This is a genomic window from Burkholderia catarinensis (assembly GCF_001883705.2).
Lineage (GTDB): Bacteria > Pseudomonadota > Gammaproteobacteria > Burkholderiales > Burkholderiaceae > Burkholderia > Burkholderia catarinensis.
Genome location: NZ_MDEQ02000001.1, coordinates 578,750 through 597,305, shown reverse-complemented (window position 1 = coordinate 597,305; position 18,556 = coordinate 578,750). Strand labels below are relative to the sequence as shown.

Here is an 18,556-nt window from a genome sequence, read left to right as displayed (position 1 = left end):
GGCGAGTATAGCCGCGCGCCGATGACCTTGCCGCCGGCGGGGTTTCGCGCGCTACGCGTCCAGCGCGAGCAACGCGAACGTCGCGAGCCAGTGTTCGCCCATGTAGTCGCCGGCCACGTGCGCGAGCGCGCTCGCGAGATGCCGGTCGGCCGCATCGAGCAGCTTCGCGCGCCGCGCATCGCCTTCCGGCAGCGCGCCGGCCAGCGAGCGCTGGCACCACGCGCGGCTCAGGTTCAACCCGTCGAGATGCGCGATCTTGCCGTCGCTGCGGTCGCTGACCGTCGCGGGCTCGAACAGCGTCGCCGGCTCGCCTCGCGCAAGATCGGGCAGGAAGCGCGCGAACCAGCCGTCGAATTCGGCCGCCGGCAGCACGCGCCGCATCAGCTCGGCCTCCATCAGCGCGGGCGACAGGAATTCGTCGCCCGATGGCTCCCACGCCTGGCATGCGACGTCGTTCAGGTGCCAGCGCTTCGCGGTATCGACGATCAGCGCCGCGAGCCCGTCGCGCTGCGTGTCGCGCGCGAAATCGAGCGCGAGCGCCAGCGCGAACGCGGTGTTGAAGTGCGTGCCGACGCGCAGCGGATAGGTCGCCTTCGGCAGAAAGGTCTCGAAGCGCGACACGAACAGGTCGGTGAGCGGCGCCATCGTCTTCGCCCAGCGCGCGGCCTGCGGCATGACGCCCTTCAGCGCGAGCTGCTCGAGCTGCGCGGCGAGCGCGAGCAGCCACGCCCAGCCGTACGGCCGCTCGAAGCCGCTGTTGTGCGGCAGCGCGAGATACGCGCGCTCGCCGGCGACATTCGCGTCGGTGAAGTGCGCGTCGACGACCGCGACGATGCGTTCGGCCTCGGGCAGCGCCGGGTAGCGTTCGAGCACGCGCAGCACGAGCCAGTAGCCGTGCACGCACGAGTGCCAGTCGTAGCTGCCGTAGAAGATCGGGTGCAGCGCGCGCGGCCCCTGCACGTCGTGCGGGCCTTCGAGCGAATGCGTGAGCTTGTTCGGATATTCGCGGGTCAGGTGCGCGAGCGCGAGCGACGCGAATTTCGAGGCGAGTTCGGGCGTGAGTCGGTCGGTCATGGGCATCTCTTCGAGCGGATCAGAAGCGGAATGCGAACGCGTACATCAGCAGCGTGTTCACGGCCAGCAGCAGCACGGCGGTCGGCCACTGCGCCTTGATCACGCCGTTCTTGTCCTTCAGTTCGAGCAGCGCCGCCGGCACGATGTTGAAGTTCGCGGCCATCGGCGTCATCAGCGTACCGCAGAAGCCGCTCAGCATCCCGATCGCGCCGACGATCGCCGGGTTGCCGTGGAACTGGTGGACGATCAGCGGCAGGCCGATGCCGGCCGTCATCACGGGGAACGCGGCGAAGCCGTTGCCCATGATCATCGTGAACAGCGCCATGCCGACCGTGTAGGCCGCGACGACCGCGAACGGCGAATCGATCGGCACCCAGTCCTTCACGAGCCCCGACACCACGCCGCCGACGCCCGCGATCGCGAACAGCGCGCCGAGCGCCGCGAGCATCTGCGGCAGGATCGCGGCCCAGCCGACCGCGTCCATCGTGTGGCGCGCCTCCTTCAGCGCATGCACGGGCGAATCGCGCAGCATCGCGAGCGCGACGACGAACGCGACGATCGTGCCGAGCACAAGCGAGATCAGCGTCACGCTCTTCGGGTCGACGAACGGCACGTGCTTCAGCGCGAACGTGCCGATCAGCGTGACGACCGGAATCAGCAGTGCGGGCAGGAACAACCGGTTGCCGAAACGCTGCGCGAGGGTCTCGCGCCGCACGGCCGCCGCGTCGCCGGCTTCGTCGGACTTGCCGCGCCCGAGCTTGCCCGAGCCTGCGATCAACGCGAGCGCGATCGCGAGGCAGCCCGTCACGAAATGCGGCAGCAACGCGCCGAACAGGAACGTGGCCGCGTAGATCGCCCAGAACGCGAAATTGACGACGCGGCGCGGGTTCGTGCGGTCCGTCAGGTTGAAGCACGCGAACGCGGCGAACATCAGCCCCGCGAGCGTGTACAGCGATTCGAGACGGATCATCGCGCGCCCTCCCGCTCCAGCAGGCCGAAGCCGCGCGCCAGCCGGCGGTCGAGCAGCGCGAGGCGCGTGCAGTGGATCAGCAGCGCGGCGACCGCGGTCGGGATCGCCCACACCGACAGGTGCAGCGGCTCGATGGCGATCCCGTTCTGTTCGAGAAAGCCCTTGATCAGCAGGATCGACTGGATCGCGATGAAGATGTCCTCGCCGAAGAACACGGCGACGTTGTCGGCGCCCGACGCATGCGCGCGGATCTGCTGGCGCACCGACTCCGGCAGCTCGCCGTACCGGCCGACGGCGGCGGCCTCGGCCATCGGCGCGATCAGCGGCCGCACCATCTGCGCGTGGCCGCCGAGCGACGTCAGGCCGAGCGCGGCGGTCGCCTGGCGCAGCACGAAGTACAGCATCAGCACGCGGCCCGTGGTGGCCGCCTGCACGCGCGCGATCATCCGCTTCGCCTGCTCCTTGAGCCCGTTGCGCTCGAGCAGCGCGATCACCGGCAGCGTCAGCCAGATCAGCCCCATGTAGCGGTTTTCGGTGAACGCCTTGCCGAACGCGCTGACGATGTCGACGAGATTCAGCCCGCCCGCCAGCCCCGTCGCGAGCCCCGCGATCGTGACCACCAGCAGCGCATTGAAGCGCAGCGCGAAGCCGATCACGACGATCGGCACCCCAATCAGCACCAGCATTGCTCCTCCTTGCGTTGTATTGGACGCGCGACGCGCCGGCAGCGCGACGCCTGCCCGGTTTGGACCGGGCTCCGACGGCGAAATCTAGCACGAGACTTTATCGATAAAAAGTCGACGATTTACCGCCTCGGGTAAACGTTGAAGCGCGCGGATACCGTGCTCGCCCGGGCCGTGTGCCGGCGGTGTTTCATCTGATGAATCGGTGTCTGGCCGGCGCGGGGCGCGCCGGATCGCGGCATGCGATGTCCCGCATCGGGGCCGCGCGTGGCGGAGCCCCGGTGCGCCGACTAAACTGGAAAGCATCGGCAACGTTCGGGAGAGCCGTCATGATCGACGTATTCGAAACCATCGGCAGCCGCGCGTTTTCCGCGCATCTGGCGAAGGACGGCATGGTGACGCTGATGGAACAGCGCCACGAAGTCGACCGCGTGACGCTCGCCACCGCCTATGCCGCGCTCGTCGAGGACGTCGAGCAGGAAGGCGACCTGCGCGACGCGACGGTCGAAGGGATGATGCGCGCGCTGATCCAGGGGTACGCGCGCAGCCATTGACGGTGCGGCCGCGCGTCCGGTGCGCGGCCGGATACCTGGTCGCGGCCCGCTATGCGGCCGGCGTGCCGGCGCCCGTGCCGAACCACCGGCCCGCGCGCAGTTGCCCGTAGTCGGCCTGCGTGAAGATCCCCAGCAGGTTCGCCACCGCACCGTTGCTGGCGCGGTCGAGTTGCGTCAGGAACGCGTCGACCTCGTCGCGGCCGGCAAACAGGATCGTGCTGAAGTAGCGTTCGCGCTCGGCGTCGGACAGGTTCGTCGCGCGCAGTTGGTACGGGTGATGAAGCGCCGCGAACAGGAAGTAGTAACGCTCGGCGTCGTCGCGCAGCACGCGCACCGCGTCGGGCTCGACCGGAAACTCGCGGTAGAACGATGCATGCCCGCTCTCGATGTCGATCCGGTACAGCAACCGGCCGTCGCGCTCGATCACGACCGGCGCGTGCGGGTCGCGGCTGACGAGCGTGGTGTCGGGTGCGGCCATCCGGTTCTCCTCGTTTTTTTGTCGAAGCCGGCACGGTAACATGCCGGCTTCAGCGGCCTGCCGTGGCGAGATCGCGTGGCCGCGGCATGCACGCATGCGCCGGCCCGGTTCCCCGGCCGGCCGGAAATCCCGCATCGCCATAGAGGAAACGCACTGAATCGGCGCAATGCGCAAATTTTTCGATTGCCGCCGCACGCGTCGCATGACAGCATGCGGGGCGTCGTCAACCCAAAAGAATGCCGTGCCGTCCGGACGCCGATACCGCCCTGCGGCGCCGAACAGGCAGCCCCTTCCATGAACCCGGCCCACCTCCAACACTTCGAACCGACCGGAGAATTCCGCTTGTGAACATCGGCATCGTCAACGACCTCCCGCTTGCCGTCGAGGCGATGCGCCGCGCGATCGCGCGACGGCCCGAGCACCGAGTGCTGTGGGTCGCGACCGACGGCGCGCAAGCCGTCGAACAGTGCGCCGCGCAGCCGCCCGACATCGTGCTGATGGACCTGGTCATGCCGAAATTCGACGGGATCGAAGCGACGCGGCGGATCATGCGATCCGAACGACCGTGCGCGATCCTGATCGTGACGAGCTGCATCGGCGCGAACGGGTGGCGCGTGTTCGAGGCGATGGGCGCCGGCGCGCTCGACGCGGTCGATACGCCCCGCCTCGGCGAAGGCGCGGCCGGCGACACGACCAAGCTGCTGCTCGCGAAGATCGACCAGATCGGCCGCCTGCTCGACGCACCGGGCGGCACGCGCGTCGCCGGCGCGGCCACGCGCGCCGGCGGCGGCCCGCTGATCGCGATCGGCGCATCGGCCGGCGGCCCCGGCGCGCTCGCGTCGGTCCTCGGTGGCCTGCCGGCCGATTTCAACGCGCCGATCGTGATCGTGCAGCACGTCGACCGCGCATTCGCCGAAGGCATGGCGCAATGGCTCGACGGCCAGACGCCGCTGGCCGTACGCGTCGCGCGTGAAGGCGACCGCCCGCAGCCGGGCGTCGCGCTGCTCGCCGCGACCGACGACCACCTGCGCATCACGCGCGCCGGCACGCTCGAATACACGCGCGAGCCGGCCGCCACGCCGTATCGGCCGTCGGTCGACGTGTTCTTCAACAGCCTGACCGAGCACTGGCCCGGCCGCGTGATCGGTGTGCTGCTCACGGGGATGGGCCGCGACGGCGCGATCGGCCTGAAGGCGCTGCGGATGAAGGGCTACCATACGATCGCGCAGGACGAGGCGACGAGCGCCGTGTACGGCATGCCGAAGGCGGCCGCGACGCTCGGCGCGGCGCGCACGATCCTGCCGCTCGGGCGCATTGCGGGCGAGCTGGCGGCGCTCGCGCGGATCTGAGACCGATGAACACGCGCGACACCCATGCCTGCCCTCGCGACAACCCGCATCGATCATGACTAGCGACCTGACTCGCCCGCCGGGCGGCCCGACCATGTCGTCCGCCGACGTGCCGGCGATGGTGCTGCTGGTCGACGACCAGACGATCGTCGCGGAAGCCGTACGGCGCGCGCTCGTCGACGAGGAAAGCATCGACTTCCACTACTGCCCGCGCTCGGACGATGCGCTGGCCACCGCGATTGAAACCCGGCCCACCGTGATCCTGCAGGACCTCGTGATGCCCGGCACCGACGGGTTGAGCCTCGTGAAGGCGTACCGACAGAATCCGGCGACGCGCGACGTGCCGATCATCGTGCTGTCGACGCAGGAAGAGCCCGTGATCAAGAGCGCCGCGTTCGCGGCCGGCGCGAACGACTATCTCGTGAAGCTGCCCGACCGCATCGAGCTCGTCGCGCGCATCCGCTACCACTCGCGCTCGTACATGAACCTGCTGCAGCGCGACGAGGCCTATCGCGCGCTGCGGCAATCGCAGCAGCAGTTGCTCGAAGCCAATCTCGAGCTGCGGCGCCTCACGCATTCGGACGGCCTGACCGGGCTGTCGAACCGGCGCTATCTCGACGAATATCTCGCCGCCGAGTGGCGGCGCGGCACGCGCGAGCGCAGCGAGCTGTCGCTGCTGATGATCGACGTCGACAATTTCAAGCTGTACAACGACACGTACGGACACGTGTCCGGCGACAGCGTGCTCAAGCAGATCGCGTCGACCATCGAGCGCTGCCTCGGGCAGTCCGGCGATCTCGCCGCGCGCTTCGGCGGCGAGGAATTCGCGGTCGTGATGCCGGCCACGTCGCCGGGCGCCGCGCGGCTGCTCGGCGAGAAGATCCGTCTTGCCATCGAGGCGCTGCGGCTGCGGCACGCGCATTCGTCGACGGGCAACACCGTGACGATCAGCATCGGCGGCGCGAGCATCGTGCCGGCGCCCGGCCTGCCGACCACCCTGCTGATCGAGGCGGCCGACCGCGCGCTGTACCGCGCGAAGCACGAAGGCAAGAACCGCGTCGAGATCGATGCGGCGCCACCGCCGGGCACCGGCGGTTTCGGCGCGCCGCACGACGACTAGGCGCACGCCGCGTTCACACTGCGCCGAACCGGCGTGCGTAGTCGTTCGGGTCCAGCGGGCGGCTGAACAGGTAGCCCTGCTGCATGTCGCAGCCGATCTGCTGCAGGAACCGCGATTGCGCCTGCGTCTCGACGCCTTCGGCCGTGACCTTCATCCCGAGCGAATGCGCCATCGCGACCACGGCCTGCGTGATCGCGACCGAGTCGTGATGATCGGGCACGCCCGACACGAACGAGCGGTCGACCTTCAGGTTGTGCAGCGGAAAGCGCTTCAGGTACGCGAGCGACGAATAGCCGGTGCCGAAATCGTCGACCGAGATCCGCACGTTCATGTCCGTCAGCGCTTCGAGCATCGGCAGCACGGTGTCCGTGTCGTTCATCAGCACTCCTTCGGTGATCTCGAGTTCGAGCGCGGACGGATCGAGCCGCGTTTGCGCGAGACAGCGACCGACCGATTCGACGAGCCCTTCGTGGAACTGCCGCGGCGACAGGTTGACGGCCAGCATCAGGTCGGGCGCGATCGTGCGGCGCCATTCGGCTGCCTGCCGGCACGCCGTTTCGAGCACCCACTGGCCGATCGCGACGATCAGCCCCGTATCTTCCGCGACCGGAATGAATTCCGCCGGCGACATCGGCCCGAGCTCGGGGCTGGTCCAGCGTAGCAGCGCCTCGGCGCCGACCGTGCGGCCGCTGCGCGCATCGACGACGGGCTGGTACGCGAGCCGCAGCATGTTCGACGCGAGCGCGCGCCGCAGCGACTGCTCGATCGCGAAGCGGCGCTGCAGCCGCAGGTTGAGCTGCGCGGTGAAGAACGTGAAGTGATTGCGGCCGCGCTGCTTTGCGTCGTACATCGCCGAATCGGCGTTGCGCATCAGCGTGACGGCATCGTCGCCGTCGCGCGGCGCGACGCTGATCCCGATCGATACGCCAAGCCAGTACTCGTTGTTCGCGATCGCGAACGGCTTCGCGATCGCGTCGATCACCTCGCGCGCGAGCACCGCGAGACGATCGGGATCGTCGCAATCTTCGACGAGGATCACGAACTCGTCGCCGCCGACGCGCGTGAGCGCGTACCGGCTACCCGCGCAGGCCGCGAGCCGCGTCGCGACGCTGCGCAGCAGCGCGTCGCCCGCATCGTGGCCGGCCGTGTCGTTGACCTTCTTGAAGCCGACGAGATCGATGAACAGGATCGCGACGCGCGCGGGGCCGGCCGACGCATCGTGCCCGCTGAACAGCTCGCGCATGCGCTCGCCGAGCCAGCGGCGGTTGTAGAGGCCCGTCAGCGCATCGCGCGTCGCCAGGTAGCGCAACTGCTGCTGCGCTTCGCGCACCGGGCCGATGTCGTTGAACGAAACGAGCACCGAGTCGGCCTGCGTCTCGCCCGGCTTCACGATCGGCACCGCGTTGCCGCGCACCCAGATGATGTCGCCGTCCGCGAGGCCGAAGCCGACCGTGTAGCCGAGCATCGGCGTGGCCGTCTCGAGCGCGAGCCGGCTCGGCCATGCGTCGGGCGCGATCGGCGTGCCGTCCTCGTGCAGCTTGCGCAAGATCACCGTCGACAGCCGGCGGCCGACGAGGTCACCCTTCACGCGCATCATCCGGTTCGCGCTCGGGTTGCTGGCAACCACGACGCCGTCGCGCGACACGACGAGAATCCCTTCGTTCAGGCTGTTGACGACCAGGCGGTGATGTTCCTCGCTGCGCACGAGCTGCTTCGCGATGCGATCCTGGTGCACCGCGAGGCCGACGCTGTTGCTGATGTCGCGCAGTAGCGCGGTTTCCTCGTCGCTCGGCCGGCGCGGCTTGCGATGATAGACGGCGAACGCGCCGAGCACGATGCCGGACTCGTCCTGGAACGGCACCGACCAGCAGGCGCGCAGGCCCAGCGGCAGCGCGATCGACCGGTAGTCGGCCCACAGCGGATCGGTTTCGATGTCCTCGACGGCGACCATCCGGCGCTCGTACATCGCCGTGCCGCATGAGCCCGCCGCGGGCCCGATCGACGCACCTTCGATCGCGGCGCTGTACTGCGCGGGCAGCGATGGCGCCGCGCCGACATGCACGTGCATGCCGTCCGCATCGAGCAGCAGGATCGTGCACGATGCGCCGCCGCCGAGCAAAGTCTCGGCGCGCCGGCAGACTTCGATCAACAGTTCCGGCAGCGGTGTGTTGCGCGTGATCAGCCTCAGCACGCTTTGCTCGGACGCGAGTACTTCCGCGGCGAGGCCGAGGCTGTAACGAGAACGTTGCGGTTCGGTATTCAAGATGAATCCTGCCGTCTGTCCGACCGGGTCTGATGCGCCCGGTTCGTTATCGATCCTTCGTGCCGTTTTCACCCCGGGTTGACGCCGATACCCCGAAGCGCCCCATTCGCGCGCCGAGCCAGGGCGCGCGGAGATACATTTAACACTAATCCGTGACGTCCGGCGTATTCGTTCGCATCAGGGGTTACGCGCGGTCGCGACATGCGGCCATCGGTCAGCTTGCCGAAAGGTGCGCGGGCCGTGCGGCGGGCCGCGGCGCGCTCGGCCGGCCCGCCTGCGCGCAATTTGAAAACAATTTGATAGATTGTTTCGGTTAATCGAAACAAGAACGGCGAGTGGCCGTTCGCGATGAACGGATCGTTGAATGACTGATTGCGAGCGAGGCCGGCGCTGATTTGCCGAGGCAGGCCGTGGATCCTTCTGTGCACCGGAAATCAACGTGTGCGATGACCGGCGTAGCACGATCCGGGCCTCCGCCCGCAACCCGGCGCCGGGCAAACGCGCTCGCATCGGTGTTCTACCGGCTGGTCAGGACGCTTTGACACTCGCCCGGGCCTCAGGATTCGCGATCCCGCGCCAGCCGAAGCGCGGCTTGCGCGACCGACAACGGGATGCGCACTGCCGCGGGCAGTACGCATCCGTCGGGTGCCGGCGATCAATAGGCCGCGACCTTTTCGGTATTCCGCTGTTCAAGGGGCTTCCTGGATTTCGCCAGTGCCGTGATGAACAACATGGTGGCGATTCCGCCGGCAATCAGTGCCGGGTAAGCGGCCAGGATCTGGAACAGCGAATACTTCCAGCTCAGCGGGCGCCCGACGCCCAGCATCGCCGCATAGAACCACGAGACCGCGGAAACCACACCCGCGAAAATGGCAAACATGCGCCGTTCAAAGGAAAGCTCCAGCAGGGATCCCACTTTCTGCAATGCCGGGAGGACCATGGAGTGCAATGCGATACCGTTGAAGGTAAGCAACACGACGATGCCGATCTTGGCCTGCAGCTTGGGATTGTGGAGATACGCGAGACCCTGGGTCCGCATATCGAACGCAATGATCGCGATGCCGGTGATCCAAAGCATCGTCAGCGCCAACGTGATGGTGCGCTGCAGGCTGGGCAGGTGAACCTGGGCAAGATTGGCGGGCGCGTCGGAATCCAAAAGCCGCCTGACCATCGCAATGTCACTGGTCAGCACGAGACCGATTGCGACACAGCAGGCGATTAGATGAACAAAGACGATACCCATTCGTACGAATTCCATTTTCTGTCCTCTTTCGCGCGTTGCGCAAAGTTGATTCATACCGTTGAAAATCCGGCTGAGTCTCCTCAATGAATTAGGAGTGCGATTCAAATATCAAAATTCGACCATTCATTCCGCTGTCACGCCGGCTCCAGTCCGGCGCGACGGGAAAACTCGGCGGGGCCCATTACGGCGCGCCGGATCCTGTCGGGCTGCATGTGATCGAATCGATACTGATTGCAAGTTCGACCGCTGGATCAAGCCCATACGGCATGCGTACTTGCAGGGTCGGATGGCTGGCCATCCAGGTATCCGGCATGCGTGATATGCAGAAATGAAACATCGCCCAACTGCCGGATGCCGCCGGGCGACGTGCAAAATTTACGCATGCGGCCGCAACGAATCAACCCGACTTGTTACTAAATGCAAAGAAGGTTACGGGCGAGAAATGGGCGCGACGAAGGGTTCGACCCGGGCGTGGTTGGTGCCATCAGAAGTGCGGCGTCATGTCGCTATTTCGATTGGGGCACCGATCGACGAACCGCGTCCTTTTACATTTTCTTGGAAATCGCTGAAGGGGTCGCGGACAACAATGCACGTTGCGAAATTTTCATATGTGGAATAGGCAATTTCGTCCGATCAAAATCCCTGCGAGAAAGCGGCGCGTGGCGTCGAATATCGGCAACCGGAATTTGAACGCGGAGGCGGACACGCGGATGAAGCGTCCCGGATGATTCCGGTTGGCCGGAACGGGCGCCCGATGCCACCCGCTTACATGGTCTAATGTCGGCGAAAGGCCGTGCCCGTCCGTGTCGGCGGCACCGCGGCGCATGCCCCGATCACCCGCCCCGTCAAGGATCCCAGATGGCCCCGACCGAAATCAAGGCGCTCGTGTTCGATGTCTTCGGAACGATCGTCGACTGGAGAAGCGGTGTTGCGCGCGACGCCGCCGCGTTTCTGGACCGCCACGCGCCCGCGGTCGATCCGTTCGAGTTCGCCGATGCTTGGCGAGCCGAATATACGCCGTCGATGGAAGAAATCCGCAGCGGGCGCCGCCGCTACGTGCGGCTCGACGTGCTGCACCGCGAGAACCTGGTCCGCACCCTCGATCGCTTCGGGATCGACGGCGTGCCCGATGAGGAGGTCGATGCGCTGAACCTGGCATGGCACCGCCTCGACCCGTGGCCCGACGCCGTCGCCGCGCTGCACCGGCTGAAGCGGCGCTTCATCATCGCGCCGCTGTCGAACGGCAACATCCGGCTGATGGTCGACGTCGCGAAACGCGCGGGGCTGCCGTGGGATGCGATTCTCGGCGCCGAAGTCGTTCGAGCGTACAAGCCATCGCCGCAGGTATATAGCGACACGGTCGAGATTCTCGGCATCGCGCCGGCCGAGCTGTGCCTGGTCGCGGCGCACAACGGCGATCTCGCGGCCGCGCGCCGGCAGGGGCTGTCGACCGCGTTCGTGCTGCGGCCGACCGAGCACGGCCCCGGCCAGACGACCGACCTGCAAGCCGACGATGCGTGGGACTTCGACGTCAGGGATCTGAACGAACTCGCGGATCGGCTCGGCTGCCCGGGTTGAGCGGCGGATTCCAGTGAGCGTTCGCAGCGCTGCCGGCCGCGATGCAGGACCGACGCAACGGCGCGCCGCGCGCATCGGCAGACGACTGGTAGACTCCGCAAACCATGACCCACTGCGGCCGCGTTCCCCTATGTCGTCATCCCTGCGTCTTGTCGAAGGCAAACTGACCGCACTGCGCTTTCTCGAACGCCCGGATCAGGACAGCTCCGACAGCCATCGGGTCCCGCCGGTGGACCCGGAAGCCCGGAAGCAATCATTGGGCTACTGGTTCACGCACAACGTGGTGCCGATCATGGCGGCATTGACCGGCAACGGCGCCGCGGCCAACGCGCTGGTGTTTCAGCAAGCCGAAGAGGACAGCATCCTCGCCCGCCTGAATGCCGAAGCCGACAAGATCGCGCACCCGGCAACGTGGTCGTACGCGAATATCCGCGACAGCAAAACCTACGTGTCGCAAAACGCGTCGGTGACCGTCGGCAAGAACGGCAGGATCGTCGTGGCCAAACTCCCGGTCGAGATCGAAATCGGCGGTCAAACGTACCGTGGCTTTCTGGGCGGGCAATGCTTCGAGGCCGGCGACGAAGTCGTGGCCGTCATCAATCGGCAAGGCCGCCTGTTCGCGCTGTCGTCTCCCGATCGGCGCTATCTGGCCATGGACTACGCGTGCGGCGATACAGGGTTGGCCGGCCTGGCGCACACGCTGTGGCTGGCCTGGAAATGGTCGTTCATCGGTGTGAACTGCCTGTTGATCCCGATGATGCTGCTGGTGCTCTGGACCGGCGACGGCGGGTTTTCCAACCTCGAGGTCGACCTGTTCATGCTGCTGGGCGCGCCGCTCATGATGGGTGTCCTACTGGCGCTGATCTTCGGCGTGCGGCTTTCATGGTCCGACTGGCTGCCGGCGTGGCGCACGTCCGGCATCCTGAAGGCGCTGGGCCGCCCGGATCTGTGCACGCGCGATTTCGCCGATGCACGCATCGAGGCCGAGCGCAGCGGTCAGGCGCGCGACACGGATATCGGACAAATCTATTACGCGTAGGCCCTAGCCGCCCGGCACCAGCACCGTTGCGGCGGCCTGCCCCTTCGCCGCGATCGCGAGACGCAGCCAGTTGCGCGCCGCATACCGGTGGGCCTGCTGCAGTGCGATCCATAGCCCGACCTGCCGCACCGGCCTGAAAAAAAGGCCACGCGCGCTGAACACGGTGCGCCGTTCGACGCGCGTCCTGCCGCCTTCGACGGGCGTCAGCGTGAATTCGTCCTCGAGCAGGCCGACCCAGTCGCGGCACCATACCGTCGACGACACCATCCGGTAACGCAGCCGGCGATTCTCGTCGAGCACGAGAATCCGCTGGTCGATCGTGCCGCGATCGGTCGTGCACTGCCGCGTGTTGCCGACGGCCGGCATGCCTTCGAGCACGCGGCAACTGACCGGCTTCGGTACGCCGAGGCGAAACAGCAACGGCCGCGTGTCGTCCATCCGCGCATGGAGGAAATGCGGCCACACATGCTCGGGCCGGCAATCGAACGTCCACTGCGAATGAATTTCCACGTCACGCTCCTGGCGGCTGCCGGTGCAACCATGAAGGGATGATAGCTGTCGCGGCCGCCTTGTGCCGCGCAAGCACCGCTGCCGCGCTCGCCGGGAGAATCGCCGCGGCGGCCGCCTCCCGCTATTCGGTTTCGCCGACGAATCTCAGCTTCCCCGATTCGCCGGACAGCAGCGCGCGATTCGCGTCCGCCGCCGCGCGCAGGTAATCCCACAGCGCGGTCACGCGCCGCAGCTTGCGCAGATCCTCGCGGCATGTCAGCCAGAAGCACCGCGTGACGACCACGTCGTCCGGCAGCACGGGCACCAGCGCCGGCTGCGTGGCCGCCATGAAGCACGGCAGGATCGCAAGCCCGCCGCCCTGCAGCGCCGCGAAAACCTGCGCGATCACGCTCGTCGTGCGCAGCCCGGCCGTCGCGCCCGGCACCGCGCGCTCCAGGTACAGCAGTTCGTTGCTGAACGCGAGATCGTCGACATAGCTGATGAACGCGTGCCGCGCGAGATCGTCCGTGCACGTGATCGGCGCGTGGTTCGCGAGATAGTCGCGCGTCGCATAGAGCCGCAACTGGTAGTCGCACAGCTTGGTGACCACATAAGGCCCGCGCTCGGGCCGCTCGAGCGTGATCGCCAGGTCGGCCTCGCGCTTCGGCAGGTTGACGAAATGCGGCACCGGCAGCAGGTCGACCGTCACATGCGGATGCTCGGCGCGAAACCGCGCGAGCTGCGGCGCCAGGAAAAAGCAGCCGAACCCTTCCGTCGACCCGATCCGCACGTGGCCCGACAGCGCCTCGCCCGTGTTCGCGACCTGGTCGCACGCGGACTGCACGGTCGTCTCCATCGCGTCCGCATACGCGACGAGCCGCTGCCCTTCGGCCGTCAGCGTGAAGCCGCCGGAGCGCGACTTGTCGAACAACAGCGTGCCCATCGCAGCCTCGAGCGCGCGGATGCGCCGCGCGACGGTCGTGTAGTCGACGCCGAGCCGCTTCGCGGCGCCGCTCGCGCGCTGCGTGCGCGCGACTTCGAGGAAGAAACGCAGGTCGTCCCAGTTCAGGTTGCCGGAAATCGGCTCGGTGGCATGTCGCATCGGCGAGGAAAAAAGGGGCTGGGGTCTCCGGGCCGGCCGTCGATATGCATAAATGCATATCCAACCGGTTTCTTTGTCGGTACATCATGGATTCGCGCATAACTATACTCGACCGTGACCTGTGGACCATGAGCCGCGGGCAATAAATACGGAGACACCATGCAGACGCGATCCACCCTCGATGAGCACGCAGCCGTCGCGACGCCGGCCCCCGCCCGCACCGCGAAGCACTACCTGCTGGCCGGCTGGGCCAGCATGGCCGGCACGACGATCGAGTGGTACGACTTCTTCCTCTACGGCACCGCCGCCGCGCTCGTGTTCAACCGCATCTTCTTCCCGTCGCTGGACCCCGTCGCCGGCACGCTCGCCGCATTCGGCACGTTCGCGGTCGGCTTCATCGGGCGGCCGATGGGCGGCATCGTGTTCGGCCACTTCGGCGACCGGATCGGCCGCAAGGCGATGCTGATGATCACGCTGCTGCTGATGGGCGTGCCGAGCATGATCATCGGGCTGATCCCGTCGTACGACAGCATCGGCTACTGGGCCGCCGCGCTCTTGATCGCGATGCGCTTCCTGCAGGGGATGGCGGTCGGCGGCGAATGGGGCGGCGCGGTGCTGATGGCCGTCGAGCACGCGCCGAAGGGCCGCAAGGGGCTGTTCGGCAGCCTGCCGCAGACGGGCGTCGGGCTCGGCCTGATCCTGTCGTCGGTCGCGATGGCCGCGGTGGCCGCGCTGCCGGAAGCCGACATGCTGTCGTGGGGCTGGCGCGTGCCGTTCCTCGCGAGCATCGCGCTCGTCGGCCTCGGCTGGTTCATCCGCGCGAAGGTGCCCGAGTCGCCCGATTTCGAGAAGATGCAGCGCCAGGGCAAGGCCGAGAAGTCGCCGGTGACGGCCGCGCTGCGCCGCCATCCGCGCGAGGTGCTGACGATCGTCGGCGCGCGCGCCGCCGAGAACACCTGGTTCTACATGGTCGTCACGTTCGCGCTCGCGTACGCGACGCAGCAGCTGCATCTGCCGAAGGCCGAGATGCTGCACGCGATCACGGCCGGCGCCGCGCTGTCGCTCGTCACGATGCCGCTGTGCGGGCATTTCAGCGACCGCATCGGCCAGCGCCGGATGTTCGCGATCGGCCTCGTGCTGATGTGCGCGTTCGCCGCGCCGTTCTTCATGATGCTCGGCACGCAGCAGACGTCGTACGCATGGTGGGCGATCGTGCTCGGCCTCGGCGTCGTGTTCCCGATCCTCTATGCGCCCGAATCGCTGCTGTTCGCGCAGCAGTTCCCGGCGGAAATCCGCTACAGCGGCATCTCGCTGTCGGTGCAGCTCGCCGGCGTGATCGGCGGCGGCTTCGCGCCGATGATCGCGACGTCGCTGCTCAAGGCCGGCGGCGGCCAGCCGCACTACGTGATCGCGTACCTCGTCGGCTTCGGCGTGTTCGCGCTCGTGTGTACCGCACTGATGCGTCCAGCGCGTACGTAAGCACCCCGGCCCGCATCGCCCCGATTTTCAGGTCGACCTGCCGTCCGCCGTGGCCGCACGCGCGACGGACGCAGACCACCATTTTTCTTCGCACCACCGTTTCCCGGAGACATCCATGAACGCCGCAGTTCCCCAGACCACCCTCGCCCTGCCCACCGCCAAGCTGCTGATCGACGGCACGTTCGTCGAATCGCAAAGCGCCGAATGGGGCGACATCGTCAACCCCGCGACGCAGGAAACGATCGGCCGCGTGCCGTATGCGACGCTCGACGAGGTCGACGCCGCGATCGCGTCCGCGCAGCGCGCGTTCCAGACGTGGAAGACGACGCCGATCGGCGCGCGGCTGCGCATCATGCTGAAGTTCCAGGATCTCGTGCGCCGCAATCTCGAACGGATCGCGCACACGCTGACGGCCGAGCAAGGCAAGACGCTGCCCGACGCGCAGGGCGACATCTTCCGCGGCCTCGAAGTGGTCGAGCACGCGTGCTCGATCGGCACGCTGCAGCAAGGCGAATTCGCGGAGAACGTCGCGGGCGGCGTCGATACCTACACGCTGCGCCAGCCGATCGGCGTGTGCGCGGGCATCACGCCGTTCAACTTCCCCGGGATGATCCCGCTGTGGATGTTCCCGATGGCGATCGTGTGCGGCAACACGTTCGTGCTGAAGCCGTCGGAGCAGGATCCGCTGTCGACGATGCAGCTCGTCGAGCTCGCGATCGAGGCCGGCGTGCCGCAAGGCGTGCTGAACGTCGTGCACGGCGGCAAGACCGTGGTCGACCGCCTCTGCACGCATCCGGACATCAAGGCGATCTCGTTCGTCGGCTCGACGCGCGTCGGCACGCACGTGTACAACCTCGGCAGCCAGCACGGCAAGCGCGTGCAGTCGATGATGGGCGCGAAGAACCACGCGGTCGTGCTGCCCGATGCGCACCGCGAGCAGTCGATCAACGCGCTCGTCGGCGCGGGCTTCGGCGCGGCCGGCCAGCGCTGCATGGCGACGTCGGTCGTCGTGCTGGTCGGCAACGCGCGCGACTGGCTGCCCGAGCTCGTCGAGAAGGCGAAGGCGCTGAAGGTCAACGCAGGCGCCGAAGCCGGCACCGACGTCGGGCCGGTCGTGTCGAAGGCGGCGAAGGAACGCATCCTGTCGCTGATCGATGCAGGCGTGAAAGAAGGTGCGACGCTGTTGCTCGACGGCCGCGACGTGAAGGTGCCCGGCTACGAGCAGGGCAACTTCGTCGGCCCGACGATCTTCTCGGGCGTGACGACCGACATGTCGATCTATACGGAAGAAATCTTCGGGCCGGTGGTGGTCGTGATGGAAGCCGACACGCTCGACGAAGCGATCGCGCTCGTCAACCGCAACCCGATGGGCAACGGCGTGGGCCTGTTCACGCAGAGCGGCGCGGCCGCGCGCAAGTTCCAGAGCGAGATCGACATCGGCCAGGTCGGCATCAACATCCCGATTCCGGTGCCGGTGCCCTACTTCAGCTTCACGGGCTCGCGCGGCTCGAAGCTCGGCGATCTCGGCCCGTACGGCAAGCAGGTCGTGCAGTTCTACACGCAGACGAAGACGGTCACCGCGCGCTGGTTCGACGACGACGCGACGGCCGGCGGCGTGAACACGACGATCGCGCTGCGCTGAGCCGGAGCCCCCACATGGAAATTGCATTCATCGGACTCGGCAACATGGGCGGCCCGATGGCCGCCAACCTGCTCAAGGCCGGCCACGCGCTGACGGTGTTCGACCTCGACGCGCACGCGGTCGACGCCGCGGTGCGCGCGGGCGCGACGGCCGCCGGCTCGCCGCGCGACGCGGCCGCCCGTGGCGCGGTCGTGATCACGATGCTGCCGGCCGCGCAGCACGTGCGCGCCGTCTACCTCGGCGACGACGGCATACTGGCCGGCGCACGCGCCGGCGCGACGCTGATCGACTGCAGCACGATCGATCCCGGCACCGTGCGCGCGGTGGCCGAAGCGGCTGCGCAACGCGACTTCCCGCTCGCCGACGCGCCCGTGTCGGGCGGCACCGGCGGCGCGCAGGCCGGCACGCTGACCTTCATGGTCGGCGCGGAAGGTGCGCTGTTCGAGCGCATCCGCCCCGTGCTGCTCGACATGGGCAAGAACGTCGTGCATTGCGGCGGCACGGGCACCGGCCAGATCGCGAAGATCTGCAACAACCTGCTGCTCGGGATCTCGATGATGGGCGTGTCGGAAGCGATGGCGCTCGGCGCCGCGCTCGGCATCGATCCGGGCGTGCTGGCCGGCATCATCAACACGTCGACCGGCCGCTGCTGGAGCTCGGACGCATACAACCCGTATCCGGGCGTGAGCGACACGGCGCCGGCCGCGCGCGGCTATGCGGGCGGCTTCGCGGCGAACCTGATGCTGAAGGATCTCGGGCTCGCGACCGAAGCGGCGCGAAGCGCACATCAGCCGGTGTGGATGGGCGCGCTCGCGCAGCAGCTCTATCAGTCGATGAGCCAGCAGGGGCTCGGCGCGCTCGACTTCTCCGCGTGCGTGAAGCTGTACGAGGCGCAGCCTGCTTGAGCGGCCCGGCGGAAGCCGGACGTGCGCCGACCCGCGATGTGCGTCAACGGCATCGCGGGTCGGTTTGCATGCGGGGGAAGGAAAACGCGAGCAGCGGCGCTGCAACCGCGCCGCCGGTCGTTCAACCGCGCGGGTTCGACGCCGTCTCGAAGGTCGGATGGCACTCGAACGCGAGTTCGGAGCGCGCGTCGACGCGGCTGCCGCCGGTCAGCGATTCCTGCTTCATGCTCGCGCGCATCCCGCGCTGCGTGCAGTAGTTGGTGGCTTCGTTGACGGCCTTCTCATGGGCGTCGGCCCACGTCGTCGACATGCCGACCGTGCGCGTCGTCACGGTGAACACGTTCGGGTTCGACGTCGCGGTCACGTCGGAAGCGGTCGAACACGCGGCGAGCAAGCATGCGGCAGCCGCGACGGTCAACCATCGCAAGGTGCGAAAAGAGACTGGAATGGACATGGAGGGAAAGCGCACGCCGTTCGGCGTGTATTGAGCAACATAGGCGACAGTATGCCTGCTCGATCGCCGGAGATCATGCCCCTTTCGGTGAACACATTGTTTCGAATAGTTAAACGATAGCCGAAGCAGGCAAG

The 18,556-nt window shown here is 67.5% G+C and carries 18 protein-coding genes; 9 read left to right on the top strand and 9 right to left on the bottom strand.

Annotation, left to right across the window (positions count from 1 at the left end; all coding sequences use genetic code 11):
* Positions 1-51: 51 nt before the first annotated feature.
* Genes BFF94_RS02660 through BFF94_RS02650 form a run of 3 tightly spaced genes read right to left on the bottom strand, consistent with a single transcriptional unit; the run spans position 52 to position 2,730 of the window.
* Positions 52-1,074 carry a DUF2891 domain-containing protein gene (locus BFF94_RS02660; protein ID WP_219138949.1) on the bottom strand — a complete coding sequence of 341 codons (1,023 nt, stop codon included), beginning with the start codon at positions 1,072-1,074 and terminating at the stop codon, positions 52-54.
* 19 nt (positions 1,075-1,093) lie between these two features.
* Positions 1,094-2,044 carry a DUF979 domain-containing protein gene (locus BFF94_RS02655; RefSeq protein WP_128843586.1) on the bottom strand — a complete coding sequence of 317 codons (951 nt, stop codon included), beginning with the start codon at positions 2,042-2,044 and terminating at the stop codon, positions 1,094-1,096.
* Positions 2,041-2,730, bottom strand: coding sequence for a DUF969 domain-containing protein (locus BFF94_RS02650; protein WP_128843585.1), 690 nt, complete (start codon positions 2,728-2,730; stop codon positions 2,041-2,043). The genes BFF94_RS02655 and BFF94_RS02650 overlap by 4 nt, the downstream gene beginning before the upstream one ends.
* A 326-nt stretch (positions 2,731-3,056) precedes the next feature.
* On the opposite strand from BFF94_RS02650, the gene BFF94_RS02645 reads away from it, so the two are divergent.
* Entirely contained in the window at positions 3,057-3,281 is a 225-nt protein-coding gene (locus tag BFF94_RS02645) for a hypothetical protein (RefSeq protein ID WP_128843584.1), read from the top strand.
* Between the two features lie 49 nt (positions 3,282-3,330).
* On the opposite strand, the gene BFF94_RS02640 is transcribed toward BFF94_RS02645, so the two are convergent.
* Positions 3,331-3,759 carry a hypothetical protein gene (locus tag BFF94_RS02640; RefSeq protein WP_128843583.1) on the bottom strand — a complete coding sequence of 143 codons (429 nt, stop codon included), beginning with the start codon at positions 3,757-3,759 and terminating at the stop codon, positions 3,331-3,333.
* Positions 3,760-4,103: 344 nt separating this feature from the next.
* Here BFF94_RS02640 and BFF94_RS02635 point away from each other — a divergent pair, with 344 nt between their 5' ends.
* On the top strand, positions 4,104-5,108 hold the full coding sequence (locus BFF94_RS02635) for a chemotaxis response regulator protein-glutamate methylesterase (protein WP_219138948.1): 1,005 nt from the start codon (positions 4,104-4,106) through the stop codon (positions 5,106-5,108).
* Positions 5,109-5,163: 55 nt separating this feature from the next.
* The gene (locus BFF94_RS02630; protein WP_128843012.1) at positions 5,164-6,228 is read left to right on the top strand and encodes a diguanylate cyclase; all 1,065 of its coding nucleotides are present in this window, start codon (positions 5,164-5,166) and stop codon (positions 6,226-6,228) included.
* Positions 6,229-6,241: 13 nt separating this feature from the next.
* Here the strand turns inward: BFF94_RS02630 and BFF94_RS02625 are convergent, their stop codons facing one another.
* Positions 6,242-8,491 (bottom strand): putative bifunctional diguanylate cyclase/phosphodiesterase, encoded by a 2,250-nt coding sequence (locus tag BFF94_RS02625; RefSeq protein ID WP_128843013.1) that lies wholly within the window; start codon positions 8,489-8,491, stop codon positions 6,242-6,244.
* A 655-nt stretch (positions 8,492-9,146) separates the two neighbouring features.
* Positions 9,147-9,749, bottom strand: a complete 603-nt coding sequence (locus tag BFF94_RS02620) for a hypothetical protein (protein WP_246637210.1) — start codon at positions 9,747-9,749, stop codon at positions 9,147-9,149.
* An 843-nt stretch (positions 9,750-10,592) separates the two neighbouring features.
* Between BFF94_RS02620 and BFF94_RS02615 the strand changes: the two genes are divergently transcribed.
* Both BFF94_RS02615 and BFF94_RS02610 read left to right on the top strand, forming a co-directional pair.
* Positions 10,593-11,312 (top strand): haloacid dehalogenase type II, encoded by a 720-nt coding sequence (locus tag BFF94_RS02615; protein WP_128843015.1) that lies wholly within the window; start codon positions 10,593-10,595, stop codon positions 11,310-11,312.
* 130 nt (positions 11,313-11,442) lie between these two features.
* Positions 11,443-12,351, top strand: a complete 909-nt coding sequence (locus tag BFF94_RS02610; protein ID WP_128843016.1) for a hypothetical protein — start codon at positions 11,443-11,445, stop codon at positions 12,349-12,351.
* A gap of 3 nt (positions 12,352-12,354) precedes the next feature.
* Here BFF94_RS02610 and BFF94_RS02605 read toward each other — a convergent pair whose 3' ends face one another.
* Positions 12,355-12,861: an SRPBCC family protein gene (locus BFF94_RS02605; protein ID WP_128843017.1), complete on the bottom strand. Its 507-nt coding sequence runs from the start codon at positions 12,859-12,861 to the stop codon at positions 12,355-12,357.
* Between the two features lie 121 nt (positions 12,862-12,982).
* Complete coding sequence (locus tag BFF94_RS02600) at positions 12,983-13,942, bottom strand: LysR family transcriptional regulator (protein ID WP_128843018.1); 960 nt, start codon at positions 13,940-13,942, stop codon at positions 12,983-12,985.
* A 159-nt stretch (positions 13,943-14,101) separates the two neighbouring features.
* Here BFF94_RS02600 and BFF94_RS02595 point away from each other — a divergent pair, with 159 nt between their 5' ends.
* The 3 genes from BFF94_RS02595 to mmsB all read left to right on the top strand — a co-directional run bounded on the left by BFF94_RS02595 (position 14,102) and on the right by mmsB (position 17,968).
* Positions 14,102-15,421 (top strand): MFS transporter, encoded by a 1,320-nt coding sequence (locus tag BFF94_RS02595; RefSeq protein ID WP_128843019.1) that lies wholly within the window; start codon positions 14,102-14,104, stop codon positions 15,419-15,421.
* Between the two features lie 115 nt (positions 15,422-15,536).
* Positions 15,537-17,063, top strand: a complete 1,527-nt coding sequence (locus BFF94_RS02590) for a CoA-acylating methylmalonate-semialdehyde dehydrogenase (RefSeq protein WP_219138947.1) — start codon at positions 15,537-15,539, stop codon at positions 17,061-17,063.
* A gap of 14 nt (positions 17,064-17,077) precedes the next feature.
* Complete coding sequence (gene mmsB, locus BFF94_RS02585) at positions 17,078-17,968, top strand: 3-hydroxyisobutyrate dehydrogenase (RefSeq protein WP_219138946.1); 891 nt, start codon at positions 17,078-17,080, stop codon at positions 17,966-17,968.
* A 121-nt stretch (positions 17,969-18,089) separates the two neighbouring features.
* On the opposite strand, the gene BFF94_RS02580 is transcribed toward mmsB, so the two are convergent.
* Positions 18,090-18,332, bottom strand: coding sequence for a hypothetical protein (locus BFF94_RS02580; RefSeq protein WP_246637209.1), 243 nt, complete (start codon positions 18,330-18,332; stop codon positions 18,090-18,092).
* Between BFF94_RS02580 and BFF94_RS37735 the strand changes: the two genes are divergently transcribed.
* A complete protein-coding gene (locus BFF94_RS37735; protein ID WP_246637218.1) occupies positions 18,277-18,456 on the top strand; it encodes a hypothetical protein in 180 nt (59 codons plus the stop codon). The genes BFF94_RS02580 and BFF94_RS37735 overlap by 56 nt on opposite strands.
* Positions 18,457-18,556 lie beyond the last annotated feature (100 nt).